General features: G+C 71.6%; 12 protein-coding genes and 2 pseudogenes. 11 read left to right on the forward strand and 3 right to left on the reverse strand.

The genetic code is table 11. The features are described 5' to 3' along the window. Positions 1-106 precede the first annotated feature (106 nt). Both ACIA5C_RS33205 and ACIA5C_RS33210 read left to right on the forward strand, forming a co-directional pair. Positions 107-1,174 carry an RNA ligase RtcB family protein gene (locus ACIA5C_RS33205; RefSeq protein ID WP_396062290.1) on the forward strand — a complete coding sequence of 356 codons (1,068 nt, stop codon included), beginning with the start codon at positions 107-109 and terminating at the stop codon, positions 1,172-1,174. Continuing rightward, positions 1,171-1,527, forward strand: a pseudogene (locus ACIA5C_RS33210) (peptide chain release factor-like protein); the annotation flags it as partial. The gene ACIA5C_RS33205 and the pseudogene ACIA5C_RS33210, both read left to right, overlap by 4 nt. 62 nt (positions 1,528-1,589) lie before the next feature. On the opposite strand, the gene ACIA5C_RS33215 reads toward ACIA5C_RS33210, so the two are convergent. Further along, positions 1,590-2,378 carry an alpha/beta fold hydrolase gene (locus tag ACIA5C_RS33215; RefSeq protein WP_396062058.1) on the reverse strand — a complete coding sequence of 263 codons (789 nt, stop codon included), beginning with the start codon at positions 2,376-2,378 and terminating at the stop codon, positions 1,590-1,592. A gap of 105 nt (positions 2,379-2,483) precedes the next feature. On the opposite strand from ACIA5C_RS33215, the gene ACIA5C_RS33220 reads away from it, so the two are divergent. From ACIA5C_RS33220 to ACIA5C_RS33235, 4 genes are all read left to right on the forward strand, one after another. Further along, the gene (locus ACIA5C_RS33220; protein ID WP_396062060.1) at positions 2,484-3,329 is read left to right on the forward strand and encodes an NAD-dependent epimerase/dehydratase family protein; all 846 of its coding nucleotides are present in this window, start codon (positions 2,484-2,486) and stop codon (positions 3,327-3,329) included. Positions 3,330-3,413: 84 nt separating this feature from the next. Next, the gene (gene ribA, locus ACIA5C_RS33225; RefSeq protein WP_396062062.1) at positions 3,414-4,034 is read left to right on the forward strand and encodes a GTP cyclohydrolase II; all 621 of its coding nucleotides are present in this window, start codon (positions 3,414-3,416) and stop codon (positions 4,032-4,034) included. Beyond that, a complete protein-coding gene (locus ACIA5C_RS33230; protein ID WP_396062064.1) occupies positions 4,031-4,519 on the forward strand; it encodes a deaminase in 489 nt (162 codons plus the stop codon). The genes ribA and ACIA5C_RS33230 overlap by 4 nt, the downstream gene beginning before the upstream one ends. After that, complete coding sequence (locus tag ACIA5C_RS33235; protein ID WP_396062066.1) at positions 4,494-4,955, forward strand: MarR family winged helix-turn-helix transcriptional regulator; 462 nt, start codon at positions 4,494-4,496, stop codon at positions 4,953-4,955. The genes ACIA5C_RS33230 and ACIA5C_RS33235 overlap by 26 nt, the downstream gene beginning before the upstream one ends. Before the next feature lie 40 nt (positions 4,956-4,995). On the opposite strand, the gene ACIA5C_RS33240 is transcribed toward ACIA5C_RS33235, so the two are convergent. Beyond that, positions 4,996-5,406: a MarR family winged helix-turn-helix transcriptional regulator gene (locus ACIA5C_RS33240; RefSeq protein ID WP_396062068.1), complete on the reverse strand. Its 411-nt coding sequence runs from the start codon at positions 5,404-5,406 to the stop codon at positions 4,996-4,998. A gap of 137 nt (positions 5,407-5,543) precedes the next feature. Here ACIA5C_RS33240 and ACIA5C_RS33245 point away from each other — a divergent pair, with 137 nt between their 5' ends. The 5 genes and pseudogenes from ACIA5C_RS33245 to ACIA5C_RS33265 all read left to right on the forward strand — a co-directional run bounded on the left by ACIA5C_RS33245 (position 5,544) and on the right by ACIA5C_RS33265 (position 12,068). Beyond that, entirely contained in the window at positions 5,544-6,185 is a 642-nt protein-coding gene (locus tag ACIA5C_RS33245) for a hypothetical protein (protein WP_396062070.1), read from the forward strand. Further along, entirely contained in the window at positions 6,186-6,974 is a 789-nt protein-coding gene (locus tag ACIA5C_RS33250; protein ID WP_396062072.1) for a hypothetical protein, read from the forward strand. It abuts the gene before it with no gap. Positions 6,975-7,911: 937 nt separating this feature from the next. After that, positions 7,912-8,328, forward strand: a pseudogene (locus tag ACIA5C_RS33255) (transglutaminase-like domain-containing protein); the annotation flags it as partial. Between the two features lie 133 nt (positions 8,329-8,461). Further along, positions 8,462-8,704 (forward strand): hypothetical protein, encoded by a 243-nt coding sequence (locus tag ACIA5C_RS33260; protein WP_396062296.1) that lies wholly within the window; start codon positions 8,462-8,464, stop codon positions 8,702-8,704. Positions 8,705-8,852: 148 nt separating this feature from the next. Further along, the gene (locus tag ACIA5C_RS33265; protein ID WP_396062074.1) at positions 8,853-12,068 is read left to right on the forward strand and encodes a glycoside hydrolase family 3 C-terminal domain-containing protein; all 3,216 of its coding nucleotides are present in this window, start codon (positions 8,853-8,855) and stop codon (positions 12,066-12,068) included. A gap of 61 nt (positions 12,069-12,129) precedes the next feature. On the opposite strand, the gene ACIA5C_RS33270 is transcribed toward ACIA5C_RS33265, so the two are convergent. Next, entirely contained in the window at positions 12,130-13,371 is a 1,242-nt protein-coding gene (locus ACIA5C_RS33270) for a M20 family metallopeptidase (RefSeq protein ID WP_396062076.1), read from the reverse strand. Positions 13,372-13,462: the final 91 nt, after the last annotated feature.

Consider the following 13,462-nt stretch of genomic DNA (forward strand, 5'->3'; position numbering starts at 1 on the left):
CGGGAACCGAAAAACTGCGTTGCTGCTCCCGTTCCCGTGGGCGACAGTGTCGGCATGACGTACTGACAGAAGCTCCCTCGTTCATCACTTGGCCCCACATCAAGGGATCGTTTTGTCTTCTGCGTCCGTCACCGTTTTCGCTTCACCGTCCAGCTGGATCGAGTCCGACGCCGTGGCCCAGTGCCATCAGGTCGCCGCGCTCGACGGCATGATCCACGTCGCCGGCATGCCCGACCTGCACCCCGGCAAGGGCGCCCCGATCGGCGCCGCCATGCACTCGTCGGTGCTCTACCCGTTCCTGATCGGCTCCGACATCGGCTGCGGCATCGCGGTCTTCCCGATCCGCCTCAAGCGGGCGGTGCCCGAGAAGCTGGCCGCCCGCTTCCCCGACCTCGACCAGCCGGTCGAGCCGGCCGAGTTCGGGTTCGACGAGCCGGTCCCGGCCGGCTACCGGGACAGCCTCGGCACCGTCGGGCGCGGCAACCACTTCGTCGAGCTGGCCCGCGTCGAGGGCGACGGCGACCTGGTCCTGCTCGTGCACAGCGGCTCACGCGGCCTCGGCGAGCGGATCCTCCGCGCCCACACCTCGGTGCACGGCGCCGGACCGGCCGCCGACCCGGTGGCCTACCTCGCGGCGCACGACGAGGCGGTCCGCTGGGGTTCGCTCAACCGGCGCCTGATGGCGGCCCGGGTGGCGGCGGCCGTGGGCGCCGAGCCCACCGAGCCGACCGTCGACCGCTGCCACAACCTGGCCACCGTGCTCCCCGACGGCACCTACCTGCACCGCAAGGGCGCCGCGCCGGGCGACGGCGGCGAGGTGCTGGTCGCGGGCACCCGCGGCACCCGCTCGGCGCTGGTCACCACCCACGCCGGCCCGGAGGCGGGCTGGTCGGTGGCGCACGGCGCGGGCCGCAAGATGTCCCGGGCCGACGCGTTGCGCCGCGGCAAGGCCAAGCACACGGTCGAGGAGCTGCGCCGCACACCGGTGGGTTCGATCGTGGTCTGCGGCGACCGGCAGCTGCTCTTCGAGGAGGCTCCCACCGCGTACAAGCGCATCGAGCAGGTGATCGGCGATCTGGAGTCGTTCGGGCTGGCCACGCCGGTCGCGTACACGGTTCCGCTGGTCACCTACAAGACCGCCGGCAACCCCCGGAACCGGGACGGCCGCCGATGAGCGCCGAGCTGTTCCTGTCGGCCGGGCGGGGGCCGCGGGAGTGCACGTGGGCCCTCGGTCACCTGCTGCACCGGCTGGAGTCGGCAGCCGCCCGCAGCCGGCTGACGGTGGAACGGCTCGAGGTGGTGCCGGGCGAGGGCCGGGAGACCTACCGGTCGGTCCTGGTCCGGATCACCGGGGCCGGCGCCGCCGAGTTCGCGCCCGGCTGGACCGGCACGCTCTGCTGGCAGGCCCCGAGTCCCTACCGCACCGGCTACGGCCGGAAAAACTGGTATGTGACCGCCGGACCGCCGCCCACGCCGGCCCGGGTCGCCGTCTTCGCCGAGGACGACGTGCCAGGTGTCCGTGCCGGGAGCCGCCGGCGTGACGGCCCCCGGCCCCCCGATATCGGACGTCCCGCCTGAGATCAGGACGCTCAGTGCTTCTCGGCCAGGAAGTCCAGCGCGACGGTCGCGAAGAGCGGCGACATGAAGCTGCTGTAGTGCGTGGTGCGGGGCAGGATCGCCAGGCCGTGACCGCCCGCCGGCCGGCCCTCGCCCTGCCATCCGCCGTCCCGCTTCCCGCCGTCGAGCAGGCCGAACACCTCGACGAAGTGGCTCGGCGGGCACAGGTCGGCGTCGCCCGCCACCACCAGCGTCGGCACCTGCAGCGCCTTGACCTGCTCGGTGAAGTCGAAGTCGACGGCCATCGCGGCACCGATCTTGTCGAGCAGCCGCGGGAAGTCCTCCGGCCGCGGCGCCACCCGCTGGTACAGCTCGTACATCGGGGTTTCCTTCATGAATTCGACCGCCGCCGCGCCGACCTGCCCCTGCTGCGCGAGAATCTCCGGATATGTCGCGCCGCGCCGGATTCCGGCGGACGCCGACACCAACCGGCCGATCTTCTCCGGGGCCTGGAAGGCCACCTGGTAGGCGACGCCACCGCCGAGCGAGTAGCCGACGACGTCGGGCCGGTCCAACCCCAGCTGGTCGATCAGGGCGATGATGTCGCGGGCCATCTCCCGGATGTCGAGGGGCCGCTCGATGTCCGCGGTACGACCGTGTCCCTGCAGGTCAGGAAGGATGACCGTGTGATTCTCGGCGAACGTGGACAGGATCGGGCCGAACATCTCACCCGAGCCGAGGCCACCGTGCAGGAGGACCAGCGGACTGCCCTGACCGTGGGTCTCGTAGTACATGTGGAGGCCGTTGACGTCGGCGTACATGGCTGACTCCTCTTCGTTGTTGCCAGGAAAGACCGGGCCCGCCGCGGAAACTCATCGCGGCCCTCGCGATATTTTTTGCCAAGATCTAGCCAGAGGAGTCGAGACATGCGGATCGCGGTCACCGGAGGCACGGGCAAGCTGGGCCGGGCGGTGGTCGCCGGGCTGCGCGAGAGCGGCGATCAGGTCTTCAACCTGGACGTGGCGGCCCAGCGACCGGACATCAGGGTCGACCTCACCGACTACGGGCAGACGCTGTCGGCGCTGACCGCGGTCGACGACAGGTACTCGTCGCTCGACGCCGTGGTGCACCTGGCCGCCGTGCCGGCGCCGGGCGTCACGACGAACGCGGCGACGTTCCACAACAACATCACCGCGACGTACAACGTGTTCGCGGCCGCGGCGGCGGCCGGCATCGACAACGTGGTGTGGGCGTCGAGCGAGACGCTGCTCGGCATCCCGTTCGAGACGCCGCCGCCCTACATCCCGCTCGACGAGGAATATCCGGCCCGCCCGGAGTGGCACTACGCGCTGGCCAAGCACCTCGAGGAGACGATGGCGGCGCAGTTCTGCCGGTGGCACCCGGCGCTGAAGATGATCGGCCTGCGGTTCTCCAACGTGATGGAGCCCGCCGACTACGCCGAGTTCCCGTCGTTCGACGCCGATCCTCATGCACGGAAGTGGAACCTGTGGGGCTACATCGACGCGCGGGACGGGGCTCAGGCCGTACGGAAAGCCCTTGATTATTCGACGCCGGGCGTCGAGATCTTCATCATCGCGAACGCGGACACGGTGATGAGCCGGTCCTCGGCCTCGCTGGCCGCCGAGGTCTACCCCGATGTGCCGGTCACCCGCGAACTCGGCGAGCACGAGACGCTGCTGTCGATCGAGAAGGCGCGGCGGCTGCTCGGCTACGAACCTCAACACAGCTGGCGCGATGCCGATCACTTGTGACCAGCGGCACGGGCCCCGTTCTTGAAGTTCCAAGATCGGAGGACGACTCTTGTCTCTGAAACTTCAACAACTTTGGAGGCGGGGATGACCTCGATACGAACTCGGGTCACGGTGCCCCTGCGATTCCCGGACGGATACGCGACGAGCGCGGAGGTGTTCACCTTCACCGGCCTGGCCGACGGACGTGAGCACCTCGCCCTCGGGCTCGGCGACTGGCGTACCGCCCTGACCGGCCCCGCCGGACCCCTTGTGCGGCCGCACAGCGAGTGCCTGACCGGCGACGTCTTCGGCAGCACCCGGTGCGACTGCGGGCCCCAGCTGCGGGAGGCGGCCGAGCGGATCAGCGCGGCCGGTGGCTTCCTTCTCTACCTGCGCCAGGAGGGCCGGGGCATCGGGCTGTACGCCAAGCTCGACGCGTACGCGCTGCAGGACACCGGGCTCGACACGTACGAGGCCAACCTGGCGCTCGGCCACGCCGAGGACGAGCGCGACTACACGGTGGCGGCGCAGATGCTGCTTGTTCTCGGCGCCGGCCGGATCCGGCTGCTGTCCAACAACCCGGACAAGGCCGCGCAGCTGTCGTCGCTCGGCATCGAGGTGACCTCCCGGGTGCGCACCGGCGTACACCTGTCGGCGGCCAACTCGCGCTACCTGGCCGCCAAGCGGGACCACACCCACCACCTGCTGGATCTGGGTGCCGCATGAGCCATCGCCATTGGCTTTCCGTCGCCATCGAACACTCCCGGTTGTCGCCGCCGGCGCCCGACCACTACGCCGTCGGCGCGGTGGTCGTCGGCGCCGACGGGCGGGTGCTGGCCACCGGCTTCACCGGCGAGACCGATCCGCACTACCACGCCGAGGAGGCCGCGCTGGCCAAGCTGACCGGCGTGGACCTGTCCGGAGCCACCCTCTACAGCTCGCTGGAGCCGTGCACGACCCGGCGCTCCCGCCCACGTTCCTGCGCCGGCCTGATCGTCGACGCCGGCATCCGCCGGGTGGTGTTCGCGCTCCGCGAGCCGCCGGTCTTCGCCGACGGCCGCGGCATCGAACAGTTGCTCGCCGCCGGCGTCAAGGTGGTCGAGCTTCCCGAGTACGGACGGCTGGTCGCCGAGATCAACGAGCACGTGCTCGGTCGTACGCCTGTCACTTCCCAGGAGGATCGCTGTGAGCGAGCCGCGCTGGCTCGATGACGATGAGGCAGCGGCCTGGACCAACCTGGTCCGGGTGCTGATGCTGCTGCCGGCCGCCCTCGACCGGCAGTTGCGGGAGGAGGCCGGGATCCCCCACCCCTACTACCAGATCCTGGCCAACCTCAGCGACCGCCCGGACCACGCCATCCGCATGACCGACCTGGCCCGCCTGGTCGGCACGACCAGCAGCCGCCTCTCGCACGCCGTCGCCAGCCTGGAACAGCGCGACTGGGTGCGGCGAGAGGCCTGCCCGACCGACAAGCGGGGCCAGATCTGCCGCCTGACCGACGAGGGGATGGCCACGCTGGTCGCCGCCGCCCCGGGACACGTCGAGGAGGTCCGGCGCCTCGTGTTCGACCGCCTGTCGCCGGACGAGGTGGCTCAGCTGAGCACCCTGACCGCCAAGCTGGTGACCCCTCGGTCCTCCGCGCCGTAGCAGAGCCTTGCGTGTCGCGGCACCGCGACGAGATCGCGTTCTAGCTGCCGGCTATCTCGGCGAAGACCGCTTTGAACGTCGCGAAGCGGTCTTCGCCGACGGCCTCGGCGTAACGCCGCTCCATCTCCCCGATGAACGCGCGCGCCTTGGTCATCTGATCGAGGCCCAGCTCGGTCGGGACCACGAGCTTGGCCCGCCGGTCGGCCGGATCGGGCCGCCGGGTCACGTACCCCAGCTCCTCCAGCTCGTCGACCAGCGTGCCGATCACCTGCTTGTGCGCGCCGGAACGCTCGGACAGCTCACTCGCCCGGGTGCCGTCACGATCGAGGTAGGCCATGACCGCGCCGTGCCGCGGCCGCAGCCGATCATGCCCCTGGGTGGCCATCTGGCCGAACAGCTGCCGCTGGAAGCTCGCCAGCAGGTGGGCGGAGAGAACTCCCACGTCAGCCATCGCACCCCTTCCCTCACGGGAATGCTATCGGGGCGCTTTCCCGGCCGCGCGCGCCTGTCCCGGTACGCCTTCCCGCCCGCTCACGTACTGTCACTTCGCCGACTCCACCCGCTTGCCGAATGGCCCACAATGACCGGATGTCGCCGACCGGGTCCGATTACGTGGGCTGGCTGCTCCGTGCCAACCGCACGCTCGGCCCCGACCGGCCGCTGCGCTCCGGCCGGACATTCGCCGCCGCCTTCCGGCCCGGGCTGGCGCCCTCCCACATCACCCGGTGGGAGACCGGCGGCCTCCTGGCCGGCCGCGCGACCGTACGCCGCTACGAACAGTTGCTCGGCCTCCCCGCCGAGTCCCTGGTGACCGTGCGCGACGCGCTGTACCGCACGTTGCCGGCCGCCCGCCGCCCGTCCCTCAGCCCGGCCGAAACGTCGGACGGCCGCCTCCACGAACTGCTCGAGGTCGCCACCGCGCCGGGCCCGCTGACCGGGCACGAGTGGGGCGAGCTCACCGAGCTGGTCGAGGCCCGGCCCGGCCTGGTCCTCCACCCGCCCCGGCTCTGGCAGACCGTGGCCGGCAAGCTGCTCGACGAGCTGACCCGGCACGAGGGCACCGGCTGGCTGCAACGCCAGGAGGCGGCCAGCCGCCTCCTCGAACACCCGACCGCCGGCCCGCACGTGGTCCGCACCTGCCTCGACCTGATCGAGGACCGCACGAGTCCCGCCGTGGTTGAACCGATGGCCCTGCTCGACGTGCGCTCCGACCCGGTCGGCAACGCGTAGGTGCTGAGAAATCTGGAATCCCCGGCCGGTAACCGCCACCACCGCGGTGCCCTCCTCGCGGTGGTCCGCAAGATCGAGGACGGCCACTTCGAGGGGGAGCAGTGGGCCCGGCTGGCCCGTGCCCTGGCCGAGGCCCCGCCCGACGGCGACGACGGCCGCCTGGCCGCCTCGGCCCGGGCGGCGCTCGCCCGACGCTTCGCCGGCGTGGCGTCCGAACCGGCCCGCGTCCCCGTTTCATCGGACGCCATCGGTGATCGCGTGGCCGCAGCCGTCGGCGTCCACGACCCCGTCCTGTCCGCTCTGGTCGGCCAGGCCCTCGGCACCTCGGTCGACGAACGCCTGGTCGCCGCCATGACGATCGCCCAGTCCCCGCACCGCGACGGCGTAGCGGCCGCGCTGCTGGCCGAGGCCCGGCGCGACCTCACCGGACGCAGCGGCAACGACGTATCCGCGATCCTCCAGGCCCTCACCCTCATCGGCACCGACATCCACCGCCCCCTGCTCTTCGACCTGCTGGCCGAGGGCGGCCACGACGACCGCATCCGCCAGGCCGCGGCGTGGGCCACCGCACACTGCCCCGGGCGCTTCACCGGCCGGCAGTGGCAGCGCATCCTGCACCGCCAGGCCACGGCCTGGCAGAACCGTCCGGTAGCGGCCAACGAGTCGGTCCTGCACGGCATCGCGTACGGCGTGGGCACCGACCGCCACCGCGACCTGCTCTCCCGGATAGCCGCCGACGGCCGCCTGCCCGCCGTGGCCCGCACCACCGCCACCTGGCTCCACACCTGACCGGCCCCCGGAGGCGACCTCGATCGCCGCCCGCCCGTCGGCGACGGCCCCGTTGCAACCGGCCGGAGGCACTGCAATCGCCGCTGACAGGTCCGGCCCGAGCCCGTATTTTCGTTCCGGCGGCGGGACATGGCGGATAGGTCCCGCCGCCCGGCTTTCGCGCCCCGCACAGGCACCGTCGTGGTCGCGGTGGTCGTTTTGAGTTGACTCTCCCGCGCCGGGAGTTGCCCGGCTCCCGGAGCCTGCCGCGGCGCGGCGCGCGTTCAGGCCACGGCCACCGGCCCGCTACCCGGCCGTCAGTCACGATCCGGCCGGATGGTCCACCCTGACCTCACCGTCGACCGGCACGATGATCGCCGCAGCCACCCACCGGCCAGCCGGCTCACCGGCCCGCCGGGTCGCCGGCCCGCCGGGTCGCCGGGTCGCCGGGTCGCCGGGTCGCCGGGTCGCCGGGTCGCCGGGTCGCCGGGTCGCCGGGTCGCCGGGTCGCCGATGAGAGCGTCGAGCGGTGCGCGACGGCGTTACCCGCGCCGGAGCCGATCCGGTCAACGTCTACTATGGACGGGCGCCGGCCTCCCGGCCGCGACGGTCCCTCCTTCGAGCGACGGCCTACGCAATTCGCGGTCGCCTGGACCCCGTCGCAGCCAGGTCGATGGTCGGCAGCGCGGCGTCGCCGGCCGTTCCGGCGCCCCGTCGGGAGTTGCGTCTCCCGAGGTCCCCGGGGCAACCGATGGGCCGGCGACGCTGCGCGAACGCCGGGTGGGGCCGCGCCGGAGAGTGGAACGGCGCGCGGACGCCTCTGGACCGGTGCGGCCGCGCCGGAGAGTGGAAGCGGCGTGCGGACGCCTCTGACGGGTGCGGCTCAGCGCGTACGGGATTTGCCGTGACCTGATCGCCCGGACCGAGTTTGTCGGACCCTGGTTCTAGGGTGACCGGCATGACTTCCTTCGCATCGCCGGGGCCGCTGACCTCGCTGGCCGGGCTCGACGCCCGCGTGCTGGCCGACCTGCCGGGCGATCCGGCCTCGCTGTGCCGGGTCGCCTCGGTACTGGTGATCCAGCCGCACGACGCGTCGGCGGCCGGGGTGGCCGAGGCGCGGCTCGACGAGAAGCAGATCCGGCCGGCGTCCCGGATCGTCTCGGCGTTGCTCGCCCAGCAGGACGCGCCGCTGACCTCGCCTCGCGAACCCACCGCGCGGGTGGTCGGCACGTGCCGGCACTTCGCGGTGCTGAGCACGGCGCTGCTGCGTCATCGGGGCATCCCGGCGCGGGCGCGCTGCGGCTTCGCGACCTACTTCCAGCCGGGGCAAGGGCTTGATCACTGGGTCACCGAATATCGGGACGGTGACCGGTGGGTGCGCATCGACTCGGAAGCCTTGCCGCTGCCGGTTCTCGAGCGGCCCGACGATCTGCGGCCGGGCGAGTTCCTGACCGGCGCCGAGGCCTGGGCGGCGCACCGGGCGGGAGAGATCGACGCGGCGACGTTCGGTGTGGGGCACCGAGAACTTCGGGCCGGCCGAGATCCGGGGCAATGCGATCCGGGACCTGGCCTCGCTCAACAAGCTCGAGACCCTGCCGTGGGACGAGTGGGGCCGCATGGAGGCGTCCTACCAGGGCGAGACCGGCGCCGACTACGACGAGCTGATGGACCGGATCTCGGCGGTCGACGACCCGGAGGCGCTGTACAACGAGGTGCCCGAACTGCAGGTGCCGGCGTCGCTGACCCGCTGAACCGGGGAAGCGCTTCCCCGGTATAACCCGGGCTGACGCTGGAACCTATTGACAAAGTCCGAAGATGACACGAATGTTTCGAGAAAGCGCTCCCCCAGCGCTGAGAGCAACCAGGCCGCAATCCCCGAAACCCGGCCAAGGAGCATTCATGTCCACCGCCAGATTTCCCCTGCCCCGATCCTGGCGGCGACTCGCGATCGGCGTCGCCGCCCTGCTGCTCGGCTACCTCGCGCTGGTGACACCCAGCGCGCACGCCGCTCTCGCCCTGCTCTCGCAGGGCAGACCCACCACCGCCTCATCGACCGAGAACGCCGGCAGCCCGGCCTCGGCGGCAACCGACGGCAACGACGGCACCCGCTGGTCCTCCGCGTTCACCGATCCGCAGTGGCTGCAGGTCGACCTCGGGTCGGCGCAGCAGATCACCCAGGTCGGCATCCATTGGGAGACCGCCCGCGCGGCGACCTTCAAGATCCAGGTTTCGAACGACGGCAACACGTGGACCGACGCGTCACCGGTCACCAACGGCGTCGACGGCACGCAGACGCTGCCGGTGACCGCCACCGGCCGCTACGTGCGGATGGACGGCCTGACCCGCAACACCCAGTACGGCTATTCGATCTGGGAGTTCCAGGTCTTCGGCGGATCGGCGCCCACCTCGTGCTCGACCGGCAACAGCGCCCAGGGCCACCCCACCACCGCCTCGTCGACCGAGAACGCGGGCACGCCGGCCACGGCGGCGACCGACGGCAACGACGGCACGCGCTGGAGTTCGGCCGTCTCCGATCCGCAGTGGCTGCAGGTCGATCTGGGCTCGGCGCAACAGGTCTGCGGGGCCGATCTCCACTGGGAGACCGCGCGCGCGGCCACCTTCAAGATCCAGATCTCGAACGACGGCAACACGTGGACCGACGCGTCGCCGGTCACCAACGGCGCCGACGGCAACCAGTCGGTCGTGGTCAGCGGGACCGGCCGCTACGTACGGATGGACGGCCTGACCCGCAGCACCCAGTACGGCTATTCGCTGTGGGAGTTCATCGTGCACACGGTCGGCGGCCCGACCACGCCGCCCACCGGCGGTGACGGCGGCAACGGCAACTGCCCCTGGGTGGGCTCGACCGCGCCGGTCGCCACCCGCGTCGCCCAGGTGCTGAGCCACATGACGATCGACCAGAAGGTGCAAATCCTGCACGGCAACAACAACCCCTCGCCGTACATCGGGAACGTGACCGGGATCCCGGCGCTCTGCATCCCCGACCTCGGCCTGCAGGACGGACCCGCGGGCGTGGGCGACGGACTCGACGGGGTCACCCAGATGCCGTCCGGCACCGCGACCGCGGCGACCTTCGACCCCGACTACGCCCAGCAGTACGGCGCGGCGATCGGCGCCGAATTTGCCGGTAAGGGCGCCAACGTGGCCCTCGGCCCGACGGTCAACATCGTCCGCGACCCGCGCTGGGGACGGGCGTTCGAGACCTACGGCGAGGACCCCTACCTGTCCGGGCAGATGGCCACCGCCGACGTGAAGGGCATCCAGAGCCAGGGCGTGATGGCGTCGGTCAAACACGCGGCCGTCTACAACATCGAGCACCCGGCCGGCACGGTCACGGTCGACGAGCGAACTCTGCAGGAAATCTATCTGCCGGCGTTCCAGACCGCGGTCCAGCAGGGCGCCCCGGCCTCGGTGATGTGTGCCTACAGCGTGGTCAACACCGTGCCGGCCTGCCAGAACCCGGCACTGCTCAACGTCGGCCTCTATCAGCAGGCGGGCTTCGGCGGTTTCGTCGAGTCGGACTGGGGCGGCACGCACTCCACGGTCGAGTCGGCCAACGCGGGTCTGACCATGGAAATGCCGAACGGGTACTTCTTCGCCGACTTCCTCAAGCAGGCGGTGCAGGCCGGCACCGTCACGAGCCAGACTTTGGACACCATGGTCAGCCGGGTGCTGACCCAGATGTTCGCGTTCGGCCTGTTCGACAAGGCGCCGAGCGGAAGCCTCGGGGCGAACGTCACCACCCCGGCGCACGTGCAGGTCGCCCTGCGCGGCGCCCAGGAGGGCACGGTCCTGCTGAAGAACACCGGCATCCTGCCACTGTCGACCGGCGGGCTGTCGTCGATCGCGGTGATCGGCATCGACGGCGGCGCGGGAACCCAGACCATCGGCGGCGGCTCGGCGACGGTTCGCAGCTCGGCGACGGTGTGGCCGCTGACCGGCATCCAGAACCGGGTGGCCGGCACCGGGGTCACGGTCGCCTACGACGAGGGCACCAACCAGTCGTCGGCGGTGTCGCTGGCCCAGAAGAGCAGCGTCGCGATCGTCTTCGCCAGCGACAACTACGGCAACGAGGAGCACGACAGCGACACCATCAACCTGCCGAACAACCAGGACGCCCTCATCTCGGCGGTCGTCGCGGCCAACCCGCGTACGGTCGTGGTGCTGAACAACAACGCCGGCATCGCGATGCCGTGGCTGTCGCAGGTGCCGGCCGTCTTCGAAGGCTTCTACGACGGCCAGCAGTGGGGCGCCGCGATCGCCGGGCTCCTGTTCGGCGACGTGAACCCGTCCGGCAAGCTGCCGATGACCTTCGCGACCTCACTGTCGGCGGTGCCGGCGTCGACCGCCGCGCAGTGGCCGGGCGCCAACGGCAGCGTGCAATACAGCGAGGGCCTCAACGTCGGCTACCGCTGGTACGACGCAAAGAACGTCACGCCGATGTTCCCGTTCGGGTTCGGCCTGTCGTACACCAGCTACACCTTCAGCGACCTGCACGTCAGCGCGCTGAGCAACGGGGTCGCCACGGTGACGGCGACCGTCCACAACACCGGCTCGCGGGCCGGGACCGAGGTCGCCCAGCTCTATGTGGGCAATCCCGCCTCGGACGGGGAGCCGCCGCACCAGCTCAAGGGCTTCCAGCGGATCACGCTGGCGGCCGGGGCGTCGGGCACGGTGACGTTCCAGGTGCCGGCCCGGGATCTCGCGCACTGGGAAACCTCCTCCCACTCGTGGAAGACGACCGCCGGTTCCTACCAGATCCTGGTCGGCGACTCGTCGCGCAACCTCCCGCTGACCGGGACCCTGTCGGCACCGGCGTCGGTTTCCGCGTTCACCGCGGCGGCCGCGCCGTCCGCGCTGGTCAACCCGCACGGGATGAGCTCGCCGGCCGGCCAGGCGGTGAACTGGTCCGTCACCGGCGGCGTGCCCGGCCGCACCTGGTCGGCGGCCGGGCTGCCCGCGGGCCTGGCGATCTCGCCCGCCGGCGTGGTCACCGGCACGGCAACCATCCGTGGCACCACCACCGTCCAGATCACCGCGAAGGCGTCCGACGGCACAACGGACAACATGACCTTCGTCTGGACGGTCGGCTGACCGGGCGGCACGGGGCCGGGCCGGGAGTTTTCCTCCCGGCCCGGCCCTGCGCGTGGCCTCGTCAGCTTGTTCCCGCCCGGGCCGCCAGCCACCCGGCCATCCCGCGGACGCCGTAGCCGATGGCCCGCTCGTCCGGGTCGAAGGTGACGAAGTGCGGGTAGCTGGTCTCGATGCCGGCACCCGGCCGGCGGACGCCGAGGAAACTGAACGTGCCCGGGATCCGCCTGAGGAACAACGAGAAGTCCTCGCCGCTGTAAGGGATCGCCGCATGCATCACGGCGGTCCGGGGGCGACCGACGGTCCGTAGCAGATATCGCCGCAGCGCCAGCCCGTCGCGCTCCGGGGTCACCAGGGCGGGAAACGGGTCGTGGGGAAAGACCGCGGGGCCGAGCCGCTCGACGGCTCCGCGCACCTCGGCCCACCGATCCTCCGGCCAGCAGCGGTAGGAGAACCGCACGTCGACCCCGCCGTCGACCGGCACCGGCTGGGCCTGCATGAAGACGAAACGCTCCAGCGGCCCGTGCGGCGTCTGGATCTCGGCGACCAGGCGTTCGAGATCGGCCGGTGTGCCCGGCCGGGCAACCGTGCCGAGAGCGTTGATCCGAGCCGCCAACCGGTCGGCCCGCGCCGCCGCGTCCGGACCCGCCAGGCTGATGCTCCCGCGGTCCTGACCGGGGAGCCCGGTGCCCGGCGCCACGACGAACTGGCCGACCGGGAACGGCCCGCAGTGCAGGGCGTGGATCTCGCTGGGCCGGAAGCGGTCGAGCACATGATCGGCGAGCATCGCGGCGGCGCCGGTCAGCGACTCCTCACCGGGCTGGAACACGAACACGACCCGGCCGGCGAGCCGCTCACGCAAGCGCGCCAGCACCTGAGCGATGCCGATGCCGACCGTGGTGTGGATGTCGTGCCCGCACACGTGGGCGAGCGTGGTGCCGCCTCCGATCTGTTCGTCCGGCGGCACCGCATCCATGTCGGCGCGGTAGGCGACGGTCCGGCCCGAACGCGCGCCGGACAGGACGCCGACGACGCCGTGACCGCCGATGCCCGTGGTCACGCTCAACCCGGCCGCACGGAGCCAGTGCGCCACCACGGCGGAGGTGCGGGCCTCCTCGCCCGCGACCTCGGGATGACGGTGGATGTCGCGGCGCAGCCCGATCAGCGCGCCGGCGAAGCGTGCAGCCGTCGCGTCGACCGCCTGCTCGAACGACCGGCGGCCGGTCGATGCGGAGCCGGTGCTGGGCGCCAGCCATGCCCCGGCCAGACCGGCCGCGGCTCCACCGAGCACGGTCCGCCGGCTCACCGAACGATTTTCCATTGCGTCTCCCCCGAAGAAAGGCTGTCCGACGGGACCATCCTTTCCAGTCGGGCTACCGGGGCGCAGTGATGCCAGG

This window comes from Actinoplanes sp. NPDC051343, from assembly GCF_044455125.1.
GTDB lineage: Bacteria > Actinomycetota > Actinomycetes > Mycobacteriales > Micromonosporaceae > Actinoplanes.